Source organism: Aeromonas sp. MTB (assembly GCF_056632455.1).
The window spans coordinates 3,968,508-3,983,895 of sequence record NZ_CP147026.1 but is presented as its reverse complement, the minus strand read 5'-3'; the positions used below and the strand labels follow the sequence as shown (position 1 = coordinate 3,983,895).

General features: G+C 59.2%; 17 protein-coding genes. 13 read left to right on the top strand and 4 right to left on the bottom strand.

All coding sequences use genetic code 11. The annotated features are described in order from the left end of the window. The first annotated feature begins 21 nt into the window (after positions 1-21). Entirely contained in the window at positions 22-795 is a 774-nt protein-coding gene (yaaA, locus tag WBR25_RS18200; RefSeq protein ID WP_479748837.1) for a peroxide stress protein YaaA, read from the top strand. Positions 796-989: 194 nt separating this feature from the next. After that, positions 990-1,415 (top strand): hypothetical protein, encoded by a 426-nt coding sequence (locus WBR25_RS18195; RefSeq protein ID WP_005340360.1) that lies wholly within the window; start codon positions 990-992, stop codon positions 1,413-1,415. A 360-nt stretch (positions 1,416-1,775) separates the two neighbouring features. Here WBR25_RS18195 and WBR25_RS18190 read toward each other — a convergent pair whose 3' ends face one another. Together WBR25_RS18190 and arfB are read right to left on the bottom strand one after the other, a co-directional pair. Beyond that, entirely contained in the window at positions 1,776-2,267 is a 492-nt protein-coding gene (locus WBR25_RS18190; RefSeq protein ID WP_479748835.1) for a methylated-DNA--[protein]-cysteine S-methyltransferase, read from the bottom strand. Between the two features lie 32 nt (positions 2,268-2,299). Next, entirely contained in the window at positions 2,300-2,716 is a 417-nt protein-coding gene (gene arfB / locus WBR25_RS18185; protein WP_021230947.1) for an alternative ribosome rescue aminoacyl-tRNA hydrolase ArfB, read from the bottom strand. Positions 2,717-2,917: 201 nt separating this feature from the next. Here arfB and glnK point away from each other — a divergent pair, with 201 nt between their 5' ends. The 5 genes from glnK to WBR25_RS18160 all read left to right on the top strand — a co-directional run bounded on the left by glnK (position 2,918) and on the right by WBR25_RS18160 (position 8,312). Next, positions 2,918-3,256 (top strand): P-II family nitrogen regulator, encoded by a 339-nt coding sequence (gene glnK / locus WBR25_RS18180; RefSeq protein ID WP_005341406.1) that lies wholly within the window; start codon positions 2,918-2,920, stop codon positions 3,254-3,256. Between the two features lie 257 nt (positions 3,257-3,513). Further along, positions 3,514-4,521 carry a Fe(3+) ABC transporter substrate-binding protein gene (locus WBR25_RS18175; protein WP_005340374.1) on the top strand — a complete coding sequence of 336 codons (1,008 nt, stop codon included), beginning with the start codon at positions 3,514-3,516 and terminating at the stop codon, positions 4,519-4,521. Between the two features lie 39 nt (positions 4,522-4,560). Further along, on the top strand, positions 4,561-6,186 hold the full coding sequence (locus WBR25_RS18170) for an ABC transporter permease (protein WP_479748833.1): 1,626 nt from the start codon (positions 4,561-4,563) through the stop codon (positions 6,184-6,186). Positions 6,187-6,268: 82 nt separating this feature from the next. Then, positions 6,269-7,303 (top strand): ABC transporter ATP-binding protein, encoded by a 1,035-nt coding sequence (locus WBR25_RS18165; RefSeq protein ID WP_139442978.1) that lies wholly within the window; start codon positions 6,269-6,271, stop codon positions 7,301-7,303. Positions 7,304-7,406: 103 nt separating this feature from the next. After that, positions 7,407-8,312 carry a Dyp-type peroxidase gene (locus WBR25_RS18160; RefSeq protein WP_479748831.1) on the top strand — a complete coding sequence of 302 codons (906 nt, stop codon included), beginning with the start codon at positions 7,407-7,409 and terminating at the stop codon, positions 8,310-8,312. A gap of 90 nt (positions 8,313-8,402) precedes the next feature. Here WBR25_RS18160 and argR read toward each other — a convergent pair whose 3' ends face one another. Continuing rightward, a complete protein-coding gene (gene argR, locus WBR25_RS18155; RefSeq protein WP_005340378.1) occupies positions 8,403-8,873 on the bottom strand; it encodes a transcriptional regulator ArgR in 471 nt (156 codons plus the stop codon). 201 nt (positions 8,874-9,074) lie between these two features. On the opposite strand from argR, the gene WBR25_RS18150 reads away from it, so the two are divergent. From WBR25_RS18150 to WBR25_RS18125, 6 genes are all read left to right on the top strand, one after another. Further along, a complete protein-coding gene (locus tag WBR25_RS18150) occupies positions 9,075-9,815 on the top strand; it encodes an ATP-binding cassette domain-containing protein (RefSeq protein WP_005348895.1) in 741 nt (246 codons plus the stop codon). A gap of 24 nt (positions 9,816-9,839) precedes the next feature. Continuing rightward, positions 9,840-10,577 (top strand): transporter substrate-binding domain-containing protein, encoded by a 738-nt coding sequence (locus tag WBR25_RS18145; protein ID WP_005348898.1) that lies wholly within the window; start codon positions 9,840-9,842, stop codon positions 10,575-10,577. Between the two features lie 3 nt (positions 10,578-10,580). Then, entirely contained in the window at positions 10,581-11,231 is a 651-nt protein-coding gene (gene artQ / locus WBR25_RS18140) for an arginine ABC transporter permease ArtQ (protein ID WP_429122311.1), read from the top strand. A 3-nt stretch (positions 11,232-11,234) separates the two neighbouring features. Then, positions 11,235-11,897 (top strand): arginine ABC transporter permease ArtM, encoded by a 663-nt coding sequence (gene artM, locus WBR25_RS18135; protein WP_479748829.1) that lies wholly within the window; start codon positions 11,235-11,237, stop codon positions 11,895-11,897. A 221-nt stretch (positions 11,898-12,118) separates the two neighbouring features. Continuing rightward, positions 12,119-13,054, top strand: coding sequence for a malate dehydrogenase (gene mdh / locus WBR25_RS18130; RefSeq protein WP_005340384.1), 936 nt, complete (start codon positions 12,119-12,121; stop codon positions 13,052-13,054). A gap of 395 nt (positions 13,055-13,449) precedes the next feature. Further along, positions 13,450-14,034 (top strand): tetratricopeptide repeat protein, encoded by a 585-nt coding sequence (locus WBR25_RS18125; protein WP_005357982.1) that lies wholly within the window; start codon positions 13,450-13,452, stop codon positions 14,032-14,034. 99 nt (positions 14,035-14,133) lie between these two features. On the opposite strand, the gene hmpA is transcribed toward WBR25_RS18125, so the two are convergent. After that, positions 14,134-15,327, bottom strand: coding sequence for an NO-inducible flavohemoprotein (gene hmpA, locus WBR25_RS18120; protein ID WP_479748826.1), 1,194 nt, complete (start codon positions 15,325-15,327; stop codon positions 14,134-14,136). Between the last annotated feature and the right edge of the window lie 61 nt (positions 15,328-15,388).

The window sequence follows — 15,388 nt, the reverse complement described above, 5'->3', positions numbered from 1 at the left end:
CCCTCGCCATAAAGGAACGTTATGCTGATTGTGGTTTCCCCGGCCAAGACGCTGGATTACGAGTCACCGCTGGTGACACCCCATTTCACCCAACCCGAGCTGCTGGATCACTCCGCCGAACTGATTCGCCGGGCCCGCCAACTGAGCCCTGACCAGATCGCCACTCTGATGAAGATCAGCGACAAGCTGGCCGGTCTAAACGCCGCCCGTTTTGCCGAGTGGCAGCCAGACTTTACCCCCGCCAACGCCCGTCAGGCACTGCTGGCTTTCAAGGGGGATGTCTACACCGGTTTGGCGGTGGAGGATTTTAGCGAGGCCGATTTTGACTTCGCTCAGGCACACCTGCGGATGCTCTCCGGCCTCTATGGCGTGTTGCGTCCCCTCGACCTGATGATGCCCTACCGGCTGGAGATGGGGACCAAGCTCGACAATAGTCGCGGCAAGGATCTTTACCAGTTCTGGGGGGAGGTGATCACTCACCATCTCAATGACGCGCTGGCTGCGCAGGGGGATGAGGTGCTGATCAATCTGGCCTCCGACGAGTATTTCAAGTCGGTACGACCCAAGAGCCTGAAAGGGCGGATTGTCACACCGGTGTTCAAGGATGAGAAGAGCGGCCAGTTCAAGATCATCAGCTTCTACGCCAAGAAGGCGCGCGGCATGATGGCTCGCCACATCATCAAGCACCGTCTGACCGAGGTGGAGCAGCTGACCGGTTTCAACGCCGAGGGCTACTACTTCGTACCGGAAGAGTCGGACGCCAATACCCTGATGTTTAAACGCGCCGAAAATTAATTAAAAAAAGAGGGAACCAATCTTTCGACCCACGGGTCTGAATATGTGAATCCTCTGTTGTAAGCACTTTTTATTCGCCGACGTTTGATACGTCGGCTTTTTTATTGCCGTTTTTATTGTCCATCGATTGCCTTCGCCGGGACTATGTGGTTCAGATAGACTCAAGACAGGGAGCGAGTCGTCGTGAGGTGAATATGGAACAGAAAAATGCCATTCGGCAGGTTGCCGTACCTTGGGCTCCGTCCCGCCAGCTCCCACCTGGGCTGGTCGTTGCCGAGCTGCATCAGGATCTCTGGAGCGACTCTCTGACCATCATGCTGGGGCGGGCACGCAGCATCGATCTGCCCCCGCAAATCCTCTGCCGGGTCTATTTTCGCCATATATACGCCCTGCGGGTTATCGAAGATTGCGATCTGGCCGAGGGGAAGGATAGTCATGCCATCGAAGAGCAGATCCAGCTCATCACCCCATCCCGTTTTGCCAGCTGGTTCCATCAGGAGTCGGACGGTCTGCATCTGGATGAAGATCTGCAGCACTATCGTATCTCGACCTGGGATTATTGCGCCGATGTGCTGACCTCCTCGGCGCCGGAACTGCAGTTTCTGCCCCAGAGCGAGTAGCCAGCTGTTACGTCAGAGGCGAAGGATGATCCTTTGCCTCTTGGTTTTTGGGCTGGTGCAGATTTTGTGGCGTTCAGGCCATTCAGCTTGGGTGGTGGCCTGTTGTGTCGGCACAAAAAAAGCGCCTCAGAGGAGGCGCGGGGAAAAAGACAGATTGGAAGCGTCACATGGGTGCTACTTGAATCAGCGAATGAGCCGTGCCATTCAAGTATGGAGCCATCATGCCAAGCTCAATCTGAAGTAGTTCTGAGGCGATTCTTCATTTTCTGTTCATCTTGTCAGCAAAGCGTGGCCACTGGCTGAAAGCCTTTTTATTCTGGTCACGATATTGTCCCGTCCCTCTCCGGGGTGGTCATCGTGTCATGGGGCCAGCTCGAATGTTGTGCCTTCCTGTTCCAGTGCCAGCAACCAGCGCTTGATGGGAATGCCGCCAGCATAGCCGGTCAGCTCGCCGCTGCGTCCGATCACCCGATGGCAGGGCACTATGATGCTCAGCGGATTGCGGCCATTGGCAGCGCCTACTGCTCGCACTGCCTTGGGATTGCCGATAGCCTGGGCAATCTCGAGATAGCTCACGGTCTCGCCATAGGGGATATCACACAAAGCGTTCCACACTGTTTGCTGGAACGGGGTGCCCTTCGCTGCCATGGGTAGATCGAACTGCTGCAATTTTCCGGCGAAATAGGCGGTGAACTGGGCGAGATAGGGGGCCAGCGCCTTGTCATCCCGTTGCCAGTCAGTTTGCGGCATGACGGGCCGCTCCCCGTGCATAAACTCCACGTGGCGCAGGCCATCCTGATCGATGGAGACCAGCAGCGGGCCGCGGGCGCTGTCGCAAAAACTGTATCTCATCGGCTGACATCCTTTGGGGGCTGGGGGCTGGCTCAGTCCAGAACCGGTTTGCCGCGGGCGGACTTGATATCCCCCTTGCGCTTTTTGGCATCGACCCGTTTGCGCTGGGAGCTGCGGGTCGGCTTGGTGGCATGGCGAGCCTTGGGGCGCCAGGCTGCTTTTTTCAGCAACTCCACCAGACGGCTCATCGCCTCCTTGCGGTTCATGTCCTGGCTGCGATGGCTCTCGACCCGGATCAGGATAAAGCCATCGTGTACCCGGCTGTCGCTCAGCTTGTCGAGACCCTCCTTGTAGAGGGGCGTCAGGCTGGGAGAGTTGCGGTAATCGAAGCGCAACCAGACGGCGGAGTCGGTCTTGTTGACGTGCTGTCCACCGTTGCCCTGTGCCCGCATGGTCTGAAATTGCAGCTCATGCCAGGGAATAGTGACGCTGTTGGAGATAACTAACATGCTGTTTTGCTCTTGTTTGGTGCATACCCGCTGACCGCTGCAGCATGGTGCCTCATTATGGGGCGTACTGGCCGGTTATGGGGATGTGCCTGACGAATGGCGCAGGCATTAAACTCTATCTATATGAAATAAAACAATAAAAATACTTGGCATAAGAATTGAAACCCGATTCATGACACACCATGGATTGGGAGCAACCAGATGAAGCTGATTAGTGCGATTATCAAACCGTTCAAGTTGGACGATGTCCGCGAGGCTATTGCCAACCTGGGGGTGGAAGGGCTGACCGTGTCCGAGGTCAAGGGATTTGGTCGCCAGAAGGGACACACCGAATTATACCGGGGAGCCGAGTATCAGGTCGACTTCCTGCCGAAGGTAAAGCTGGAGATTGCCACCGCCGATGATAACGTGGAAGGGGTGATTGAGGCGATCTGCAAGGCGGCCTATACCGGCAAGATCGGCGACGGCAAGATTTTTGTCTACGACTTGCTGCAAGCGGTGCGCATCCGCACCGGCGAGAGTGACGACGAGGCGCTGTGATGAACCGCATCAGTGACGTACAGATCTGTTGACCTCCCGACCTCGGGCATCCCGAGGGAGTGAGCGCTTATTGAAGCCTGATCAACATAACGTTTTGCTCAGAAGAGGCCGAATGGGATTCCATCCGGCCCTTTTCATTTATGGGCGATTAAATATGTGATGTGGCGACGGCGAGCTTTCTTGATCCGCTTATAAGATGTATGCAGAATGCAAACGGAAATCGTTATCACTCTGTATAGCTAATCAAGGAATGGATGATGAAAATGAAGATGTTGGCACTGGCTTTCTCTGCGTTGGCAGCTCAGTCGGCATTGGCGGCCGGGGAAGTGAATGTCTACTCCAACCGGCAGGATGAGCTGATCAAGCCCATCATCCAGCAGTTCGAGAAGGAATCTGGCATCAAGGTGAACGTGGTGTTCGCCAAAGAGGGATTGAACGAGCGTCTGGAGCGGGAAGGCAAACTCTCTCCGGCCGATCTGATGCTGACCGTCGACATCAGCCGTCTGACCGATCTGGTGGACAAGGGGCTGGTGCAGCCGGTGGATAGCAAGATCCTGCAGGAGAACATCCCCGCCATCTATCGTGATCCGGAGAATCGCTGGTTCGCCCTGACCACCCGGGTGCGCGCCATCTACTCCAGCAAGGATCGCCTCGGCAAGCTCGACACAATCAGCTACGAAGACTTGGCCAAGCCTGAATTCAAAGGAAAAATCTGCACCCGCAGCGGCAAGCATGAGTACAATGTGGCGCTGGTCTCCTCCATGATTGCCCATCACGGCATGGCCGAGACCAAAACCTGGCTGGAAGGGGTCAAGGCCAACCTGGCGCGCAAGCCGCAGGGCAACGACCGGGATCAGGTCAAGGCGATCAAGGATGGTATCTGTGACGTGTCGCTCGGCAACAGCTATTATCTGGGCGCCATGTTGAAAGATCCGGCGCAGAAGTCCTGGGCGGATGCGGTCTATATCAACTTCCCGAACCAGGCTGACCGCGGTGCCCACGTCAACGTGAGCGGCGTGGCCATGACCAAGTATGCCAAGAACAAGGCTGAGGCCCAGAAGCTGATGGAGTTTCTGGCTGGTGACACCGCCCAGCACATGTATGCGGACGTGAACGCCGAATATCCGGTCAAGGCCGGAGTCGAGCCTTCCGCCATGGTCAAGTCCTGGGGCAGTTTCAAGTCTGACGCACTACCGGTCAGCGATTACGCCAAGCACCGCAAGGACGCCTTGCAGTTGCTGGATGAAGTGAAGTTCGACTTGTAATCAGATGGGGCCAACGGCCCCATCAACATCTGTGGTCTCATGAAAAATTTTGGATGGATGACCGGCAGCTGGGCCACCGCCCTGCTGCTGGGTTTACCGGTTATAGCCCTGCTTTTCTCTGCCTTTTCGGCTGAGGGGGAGCTGTTTCGCCACCTCGCCGATACCGTGTTGCTCGATTATCTCGGTAATACTCTGGGGCTGGTGGTCGGCGTGGTGCTGCTCAGCCTGCTGTTTGGTGTACCCACCGCCTGGCTGGTGGCCATGTGTCAGGTGCCGGGGCGCCGTGCCCTGCAATGGGCCTTGATGCTGCCAATGGCCATGCCCTCCTATATCGTCGCCTACGTCTATACCGACCTGCTCGACTACTCGGGCCCGCTACAAGCCGGGTTGCGAGCACTCTTTGGCTGGAACAGTCCTGCCGATTACTGGTTTCCGGCCATTCGCTCCCTTGGCGGCGCCGCCTGGGTGCTGGCACTGGTGCTGTTCCCCTATGTCTATTTGCTGACCCGCGCCTCCTTTCTGGAGCAGTCAGTCAGCCTCATTCATTCCAGCCGCCTGCTTGGTTGTACCCCGTGGCAGAGCTTTCGCCGCCTCAGTCTGCCGCTGGCGCGCCCCGCCATCATGGTGGCGGTGTCGCTGGTGGCCATGGAGACGCTGGCCGATTTCGCCACCGTCCACTTCTTTGCCATCAACACCCTGACCACGGCGGTCTACGACACCTGGCTCGGTTACGGCAGTCTGGCCACTGCGGCCAAACTCTCCTGCCTGATGCTGCTGGTTGTGGTGCTGCTGATCGCGCTGGAGCGCCGCTCGCGCAGTCGGCAGCAGGTGTTCCAGAAGTCCATGGGCCATGAGCAGCCGCTGCGCTATCCGCTTAAGGGGATGAGTCGCTGGCTAGCTGGTCTCTGGTGCTGGGGGCTGGTGCTGGCCGGTTTCGGCCTGCCGTTCGTCATCCTGCTCGATTACGGGGTGCGCTACTTCGAGTTGTCGTGGACGCCGGAGTTTGTCCGCTTCGCCGGCAACAGTCTGCTCATCTCGGCGCTGACTGCCCTGCTGGCGATGGGGATTGCCCTGCTGCTCGGTTTCTTCCGTCGCCTCGATGGCGGGATAAAGAGTTTGTTGCCCCTGCGCATCGCCGCCATGGGTTACGCCATGCCGGGTACCGTGCTCGCCATCGGGGTGCTGGTACCGCTCACCGCCCTCGACTTTGCCATCAACGATCTGGCCGAGTGGCTCGGGCGTCAAGGCCCGGGCTTGCTGCTGACCGGCACCATCACCGCCATCGTGTTCGGTTATCTGGTGCGCTTCGTGGCCATCGCCATCGGCTCGGTGGAGAGCAGCATGGGTAAGATCTCCCCCAGTCTCGACATGGCTGCCCGCTCCCTGGGGCAAGGGGATGGCGGCATGCTGCGCCGGGTCCATCTGCCGCTGGTGCGCCGCGGTCTGTTTGCCGGTGCCATGCTGGTATTCATCGAATCCATGAAGGAGCTGCCCGCCGCCCTGCTGCTGCGGCCGTTCAACTTCGATACCCTGGCGACCCACGTCTACCAGTTCGTCTCGGACGAGATGCTGGAGCGCGGTGCCCTGGGCGCTATCGTCATCGTGCTGGTGGGGCTGTTGCCGCTGATCTGGGTCAACCGCAGTCTGGACAGTCCGGGTCACTGAGTCGCCACGTCGGCCAATGAAATTGCATGCGGTGTGCTGAACCGAAAGGCAGCGCGCCGCCAGAAACGAGAGGAAGTCAGCCTTGTCCTGTTTGCAGGTTGAAAATGTCAGCTGTCGTTACAACGGCCGCAATGTGCTGGAGCAGCTCTCCCTGACGGTGGCAGACAACGAGATCGTCTGCCTGCTGGGAGCCAGTGGCTGCGGCAAAACCACGTTGCTCAAGGCCATCGCCGGGCTGCTGCCGTTGGCAGAGGGCTCTATTCGCCTCGGCGATACCCTGCTCGACGGGCCGGGTGCCAGCGTGCCGCCCGAGGCGCGCAACATCGGCATGATCTTTCAGGATTACGCCCTCTTTCCCCACCTGACGGTGGCCGACAATGTCGGCTTTGGCCTGACCAAACTCGATCGCCGCGCCCGCCAGCAGCAGGTGGACGAGGCGCTGGCGCTGGTCAATCTGCAGGGGCTGGGGGATCGCTATCCGCACCAGCTCTCCGGTGGTCAGCAGCAGCGGGTGGCTATCGCCCGGGCGCTGGTGTGCAAGCCGCGGCTGATGCTGCTGGATGAGCCCTTCTCCAACATCGATACCCAGGTGCGGATGAAGCTGATCCTCGAGATCCGCACCTTGCTCAAGCAGCAGGGGATCGGCGCCATCTTCGTCAGCCACAGCAAGGAGGAGGCGTTCGCCTTCGCCGATCGGCTGGCGCTGTTTCGCGCCGGTCATATCGAGCAGGTGGGTCAGCCGGAGCAGCTCTATCGCCGCCCGCAAAACCGCTTCGTGGCGGAGTTTCTCGGCGGGGTCAACTATCTGGCTGCCGAGGTAGTGGACAGCTACTGCGTACAGACGGCGCTCGGGGTCATCTGTGGCAGTGAGCCTCATGGCCGCGCAGTGGGTGAGCAGTTGCAGCTGATGCTCCGCCCCCAGCAACTGCTGCTGGAGAGCGCCGCAGATGGCGAGCTCAAGGTGGTGGAGCAGCAGTTCCTCGGTCACCACTGCCGGGTGCTGTTCGAGTGTGGCGATCTGCAACTGGAGGCGAGCATTGGCGAGCCCCTTGATGGGATGCGGGCACGGATCAAGGTTGCCCCCCATGGGCTGGTGTTGTTTGACCCTTTGCCCTGAACGCGTGATATCGTCGTGAAATCAAAGAACTGGATCCACTCTGGTTTATAATCGCGCAACGCAAATAGCCCGTAACGCTAACGCCTACTCAGGGGAGAGATATATGAAAGCCCAAGCCGGGATCTGCGCAGAGCCGAATCTGCACGCCCTCTATCTGATGTTCAATCGTACCGGCGATGCCGCCGAACTGGTCGGCCGTCTGGCCAAACTGCCCGCCCTGTGGCAGGCGGTTGCCGCCGATTTCCCCGATGTCGGTTTCAGCGGTCTGGTTGCCGTTGGCGCCGATGCCTGGGATGGTCTCTACCCTGCCGCCCGTCCGCCCCAGTTCCGCAGCTTTATGGCGCAATCCGCCAACGGTCAAGAAGCCCCCAACACCCCGTTTGATCTCTTTATTCAGCTGCGCGCCGATCGGGTGGATGTGCTGCACCACGCCGGTCACCGCGTGATGGCGCTGCTGGCCGGACTGGTCGAGCTGGCCGAAGAGGTGCACGGTTTCCGCAACCTGGATTTCCGTGACCTGACCGGTTTCGTTGATGGCACCGAGAACCCGCAGGATGAGCACCGTGCCGAAGTGGCGCTGCTGGCGGAAGGCGAGTTTGCCGGTGGCTCCTACATTCACGTCCAGCGCTGGGTCCACGCCATGAGCGACTGGGAGAAGCTGGCGCAAAAAGAGCAGGAAGACATTATCGGTCGCACCAAGCCCGACAACATCGAGTATGAATCTGCCGCCAAGCCGCTGACCGCCCACATCAAGCGGGTCAACCTCAAAACCCCGAAAGGGGAGTCCATGGAGATCCTGCGCCAGAGCATGCCCTGGGGCACCATGACCGAGCAGGGGCTCTACTTCATCTCCTGCTGCCGCACACCGCAGCACTTCAACGCCATGCTGGCCAGCATGTACAAGGGGGAGGGCAGCCACTTCGACCACCTGCTGCGCTTCACCAAGGCAGTGACCGGCGCGGCTTTCTTCGCCCCATCGGAGGGTTTTCTGATGGCGCAGGGCAAATAAGCCCGCCTGACGAAGCTGCAGAAAACAAAAATCCCGGCCTTGGCCGGGATTTTTCGTTCTGGCGTGACCGCTATGACGCTGTAGCGGCCATTACGGCGTCTGTTCGAACAGCTCGAGGGCGGAGAGATAGAGCTCTTCGATATCGGTGTCGCTGGTCGGGGTGATGAAGATGGTGTCATCACCGGCGATGGTACCGAGGATCCCCTCTGCCTTGCCGAGGGAGTCGAGCAGGCGGGCGATCAGCTGGGCAGCGCCCGGGCTGGTGTGGATCACCACCAGTGCGCCGTTGTGATCGACGTCCAGTACCAGATTCTTGAGCGGGCTGGAGGTGGTGGGCACGCCCAGTTCCACCGGCAGGCAGTAGACCATCTCCATCTTGGCGTTGCGAGTGCGAACGGCGCCGAAGCGGCTCAGCATGCGCGATACCTTGGACTGGTTGATGTTCTCGAAGCCCAGCTCTTGCAGGGCGGTGACGATTTCTGCCTGGGAGCCAAAGCGCTCTTCTTTCAGCAAGGCTTTAAAGGCCTTGGCCAGTTTTTCTTGCTTGTCGTTGTGTTTCATCTTGGTCTCACGAATGAGGAGGTGTGGCGGCCTGTGCGATACAGGCGGCAGATACGAACAGCGGGGCCATTTTGCATTCATATGCCGTTTTTTGCAAGGAAGCGGCGCTTGTTCTGCATATTGATTCAAAAATGGCTTGCATCAACCTTTATTAGGGATAGAATCGGGATGAAATTTTGAAAACTTATTCAATTGGGCTGTATGGGTATTGAATTAATAGGTATCGAGAAGTCCTGGCACAAGGTGCCGGTTCTGCAACAGGTCAGCTTTCGGACATCCCCCGGTGAAACCTTGGTGTTGCTGGGCCCGAGCGGTGCTGGCAAGAGTTCCCTGCTACGGATGATGAATCTGCTGGATACCCCGGATGCGGGTGTTCTGCGGATTGGCGAAAGTGAATTTTCTTTCCCGAGCTCCCTCTCTGCTGCCGAATTCAACCGCCAGTCCCAGCTGCTGCGTCGCAAGGTGGGGATGGTGTTCCAGCAGTACAATCTCTGGCCACATCTCACTGTGATGGAGAATCTGATTGAAGCGCCGGTCAAGGTGCTCGGCATGAGCAAGGAGGCCGCCATCGAGAAGGGGGCCTATCTGCTGGCCCAGTTGCAACTGGCCGACAAGCGCGATGCCTGGCCTGCCCGTCTCTCCGGCGGTCAGCAGCAGCGGGTGGCCATTGCCCGTACCCTGATGATGGACCCGGAAGTGCTGCTGTTTGACGAGCCGACTGCCGCCCTCGATCCCGAGATCACCAAGGAGGTGGCCGAGATCATACGTAACCTGAGCCAGACCGGCATTACCCAGGTGGTGGTGACCCACGAGGTCGACTTTGCCCGCAAGGTGGCCAGTCAGGTGATTTATCTGGAGAAAGGGCGGATCATCGAATCCGGCACCGCTGCCATTTTCCAATCCCCGCAAACCAGCCGGTTTGCCGAATTCTTGATGCATTGATACTGAATCGATAAGGAAGCTGTCATGAAAAAGAGTCTGTTGTTGGTTGCTGCCATGGGCCTGTTGAGTACCTCCGTCATGGCCAAAGAGATCAAGTTCGCCACCGAGGCCACCTACGCGCCATTCGAATACCTGGATGACAAGAACGAGTTTCAGGGTTTTGACATCGATCTGGCGCGCGCCATCTGCGAGCAGGCCAAGCTGGAGTGCAGCTTCCACAACCAGGCCTTTGACAGCCTCATCCCCAGCCTCAAATTCCGTCGCTATGATGCCGCCATCGCCGCCATGGACGTAACCCCTGAGCGGGCCGCTCAGGTCGACTTCTCTGACATCTACTACGAGAACTCGGCAGTATTCGTCGCCAAGAAAGGGGCCTTCAAGGGGCCGGAAGAGATGGTCGACAAGACAGTCGGCGTGCAGAACGGCACCTCCCACCAGTCCTATCTGGTGGATAACTGGGTGAGCAAGGGTCTGCTGACCGTGCCTTATGCCAGCTACCAGAGCGCCTTCCTCGACATGATGAATGGCCGTACCGACGGTGTCTTTGCCGATACTGCTGTCGCAGCCGACTGGCTGAAGCAGCACAAGGAGTATGCGGTGGTGGGTACGCCAGTGACCGATGCCAAGTACTTCGGTACCGGCTTTGGCATCGCGGTGGCCAAGGGCAATCAGGAGCTGCTGACCCAGCTGAACAAGGGGCTGGCCGAGATCAAGGCCAACGGCACCTATCAGAAAATCTTCGACAAATACTTCGCGCAGTAAGCCATGTTGAGCCTGTTGTTGGATGCAGCCTGGATGACCCTCGGGCTGGCCTTGGCATCACTGGTCGGGGGCATGGTATTGGCACTGGCGTTCAGCGCCGCCGAGCTCAGCAAGCAGCGTGCATTTGTGTGGCCGGTGGCCACCCTGACCACGCTGATCCGTGGCCTGCCCGAGTTGCTGGTGGTGCTGTTCATCTACTTCGGCTCGACGCAGGTGCTGTTCCTCATCACTGGCGAGTATGTGGAGTTCAGTCCGTTCGCCTGTGGCGTGCTGGCGCTCTCCCTGCTGTTCGCCAGCTATGCGACCCAGACCCTGCGGGCGGCGCTCAATGCGGTGCCTTCAGGTCAACGGCTGGCGGCGCTGGCGCTGGGTTTGAGCAAGAGCCACATCTTCTTTCGCATCGTGTTGCCTCAGGCGTGGCGTCATGCCTTGCCGGGTCTCGGCAACCAGTGGTTGGTATTGCTGAAAGATACCGCGCTGGTGTCGCTTATCGGGGTGAACGAGATGATGCGTCAGGCGCAGATGGCCTCGGCCAGTACCTATGAGCCGTTCACCTGGTATGCCGCCGCGGCCCTCATCTATCTGGCCATCAGTCTGGTGAGCGAGTACGGCCTCGGACTGGCTGCCCGCTACACTCGCCGCTACGGAGGCTAACTGATGCAAGAGTATCTCGTTACGTTGCTGGGCGGTCTGGTCACCACGCTGGAGCTGACCCTGTTCAGCCTGCTGCTGGGGATTGTGTTGGCAGCCCTGATGACCTGGGTGCTGGAGCTGCGCCTGCCGGTGGCGACCCAGCTGGTGCAGCTGTGGGTGCTGCTCTTTACCGGTACGCCGCTGCTTATCCAGATCTTCCTGATTTACTACGGGCCGGGCCAGTTCGAGTGGCTGAAAGCCAGCCCGCTCTGGCCGCTGCTCAAGCAGCCCTGGTTTTGCGCCGTGCTGGCGCTGGGTCTCAACACGGCGGCCTACTCCACCCGCTTGTTCAAGGGGGCGCTCGATGCCATCCCGGCTGGTGAGGTGGAGGCGTGTCGTGCGCTTGGTTTTAATGGCCGCCAGACCTTGTGGATGAAGGTGCGCCACGCCGCCCGTCATCTGGTTCCTGCCTACTCCAACGAGGTGATCCTGGTGCTCAAGGGGAGCTCCCTCGCCAGTACCATCACCATCATGGACATCATGGGGCTGGCGCAGGGGTTGAACGCCCAGACCTACGATACCCTGGCTGTGTTCGGGGTGGCTGGTGGGCTTTATCTGGCGATAAACGGATTGTTAACAATTGGTTTTCGCTGGTGTGAAAAACGGGTGCTGGCATTCCAATCCTGAGACCCTCAGATCTACCTCTTTATGGTAAGGAGAAGTGCAGAAAAACTGTGCTTCTCCTCCAACTTTTTGTATTTCCCTCCAATTTTTGCTCCCGCGTGTTTCGTGGCTCACAGAACCCGTGACTGCAACTGTTATCAGATTGTTTTTTATGGGGGGATCCATTAAGGTTGGGCGCACAACAACAAACAACCTTAAACCTACGCTTAAACATGGAGTTGATCATGAAAGTTGCCGTTCTGGGTGCCGCTGGTGGCATCGGTCAAGCCCTCGCTCTGCTGTTGAAAAACCGTCTGCCGGCTGGCTCCGAGCTGAGCCTGTATGACATCGCCCCGGTTACCCCGGGTGTGGCCGTTGACCTCAGTCATATTCCTACCGACGTCGCCATCAAGGGCTTCTGCGGTGAAGATCCGACTCCTGCGCTGGTTGGGGCCGATGTGGTGCTGATCTCCGCCGGTGTGGCACGCAAGCCGGGGATGGATCGCTCCGACCTGTTCAACATCAACGCCGGTATCGTCAAGAATCTGGTCGAGAAGTGCGCGGCCACTTGCCCGAAAGCACTGATCGGCATCATCACCAACCCGGTCAACACCACTGTGGCTATCGCCGCCGAAGTGCTGAAGAAAGCCGGTGTCTATGACAAGCGTCGCCTGTTCGGTGTCACCACCCTGGACGTGATCCGCGCCGAGACCTTCGTGGCCGCCGCCAAAGGGCTGAACATCGACAAAGTACGCGTCAACGTGATCGGTGGTCACAGTGGCGTCACCATCCTGCCGCTGCTCTCCCAGATTGAAGGTGCCTCCTTCACTGCTGAAGAAGTGGCAGCCATGACCAAGCGCATCCAGAATGCCGGTACCGAAGTGGTTGAAGCCAAGGCTGGTGGCGGTTCCGCAACCCTCTCCATGGGTCAGGCGGCTTGCCGTTTCGGTCTCTCCCTCATCAAGGGTCTGCAGGGCGAAGCCAACGTTGTTGAGTGCGCCTACGTGGAAGGCAACGGCGAGCACGCCACCTTCTTCGCGCAGCCGGTACTGCTGGGCAAGAATGGCGTCGAAACCGTACTGGATTACGGTAAGCTGAGCGCCTTCGAGCAGGAAGCGATGGAAGGCATGCTGGCTACCCTGAAAGCCGATATCCAGCTGGGTGTCGATTTCGTCAAGTAAGCGGGTCAACCGTGCCAACAAGGGAGCTTCGGCTCCCTTTTGTATTGATGAGAGCCGCCCGGCAGGCTAAGGGGATGGGGCTTGGTGCCGATAACAGAGTGCAGCAGGAGATCCTTATGATGAAACCCCTTACTCTTCTCGTTCTTGTCGGTGCATTCACCGCGCCCCTCTATGGTGCCGAGGCGGTATCGGCTGCCGTATCGAGCGATGCGCCTGCAGCAAGTGCATCGGCACCGACCGCAAGCAGTGCTGCGGTGGCAACGGCGCCTGTCTCTGCTGCTACGCCAGCGCCCTCTGAGGCCGTCCCCGCCTTGCTTCCGGCTGAGCCGGTCACACCCGTTGCCAGCAGTGGCGAGGGGGCCGCGCCGCTGCCAAAACCGGCTGAGCCTGCCGCTGTGGTGGCGCCTCCCGCACCTCTGGCCGCAGGCGAGTTGCAGGCGGTGCCGCTCTATCGTCAGGACGAGCTGCTCAACTGGATTGAGCAAGGGCGCCACCTCACTCAGGTGAAGCAGGATCGCTGTCAGCTGACTCAGGATATCGAAGCGCGCGCCTCGGTGATGAAGATCCCGGCCTATCAATTCCTCTGGGGGGATATGCTGGCGTGGGGTGTCTGCACCAAGTCCAATGCCGAGCTTGGCGTGCAATATATGTGGGAGGCGGCCAATCAGGGGTTGGCACCGGCGCTGGAGCAGCTGGGTCGCTACTACTGGAAAGGAACCCTGGTGCAGAAGGATCTGGTGCGAGCCGAGACCCTGATGCGCGAGGCAGCCAGCCTCGGTTTTCTGCGGGCTCGCATCGAGTGGGTCGAGATGCTGTTGCAGGGGATGGGCAGTCCGCTCGATTATGAGGACGCCTATCGCTGGCTCCATGGCTCCGTCATCGGTGACAAGGCGCTGCACCAGAAGGCGGCGACTCTGCTCAACCGTCTTGGCAACAGGATGCCGGCCAACGTGGTGGCCCGCGCCAAGGCGATGCACTGATCCAAAAAAATGACCCACAGATCTGCACCTGTGGGTCCGGTTCCAGCCGCCGTGCCATGACAGGCCGGAACCTCCCTCTGTTATATGGCTGCCTGCGCCTTAGAGATCTTGATGGGGGCCAAAAACTTCGTAATGGAGCTGCCCCGCTGGCACCCCAGCCGCCAGCAGCTGCCGCTTGATCTCTTGCATGAAGCCGACAGGGCCACAGAAGTAGTAGTGGGCCTCTGGCGTGATGCGCTCCTTCACTGCGGCCAGATCCATGGTGCCGGCCAGGTCGTAATCTTCACCCTGTACATCGCTGGCCTCCGGCTCCCGATACCAGGTCCGGCTCAGCAAGTTGGGGTGCTGGCGGGATTTTTGCTGAATATCCTCCCGGAAGGCGTGTACAGCGCCCTGTTCGCAGGCGTGCAACCAGGTGATCTCTGCCTGATGGCCGCTCGCCAGCAGCTGGTTGAGCATGCTCATCATCGGCGTCACGCCGACACCGGCGGAGAGCAGTACCACCGGGGTCTGGCTGTCGGCTTTCAGGTAGAAATCGCCGGTAGGGGGCATCACCTCGATCTTGTCACCCGCCTGCAGGTGATCGTGCAGCAGGTTGGAGACCTGACCCTGCGGTTCACGCTTGACGCTGATGCGGTAGTCCTGCCCGTTGGGGGCATCGGAGAGGGAGTACTGACGGATCTCCTGATATTCCAGCTCGGGGTGAACCAGCTTGATGCTGAGGTATTGGCCCGGTTTGAAGGCCAACACCGGCTTGCCATCTTCCGGAGCCAGCAGGAAGGAGGTGATGAGGTCGCTCTCGGTTCGCTTCTCCTTGATGATGAAGGTGCGGGTACCTTGCCAGCCGCCATCCTGATTGGCCTTCTCCTGATAGATCTCCTGCTCGCGGCCGATGAAGATGTCTGCCAGCACGCCATACGCCTTGCCCCAAGCCTCCAGCACTTCGTCGGTGACCGCACTTCCGCCCAATTCTTTGAGCGTGGCCAAGAGATGACTACCTACAATGTGATATTGTTCCGGCTGGATCAGGAATCCGGTATGTTTGTGCGCAATCCGCTCGACCGCACCGGCGAGCGCCCCCAGATTGTCGATATTCTTTGCATACGCGGCGACTGCATTGAACAGGGCCAGCGGCTGGCCGCCACTGCGTTGGTGGGCCAGGTTGAAGATATCTTTCAGCTCCGGGTTATGGCTGAACATCCGCTGGTAGAAGTGCTGGGTGAGGGCAGGGCCTGCCGATTCGAGCAGCGGAATAGTGCTTTTGATGACGGCAACGGTGGTTTGATCTAGCATAGGGGCCTCGTTCTAATTGAACATATAAAATGTCATTTAATAAGTGGCATCCTAGATGTTT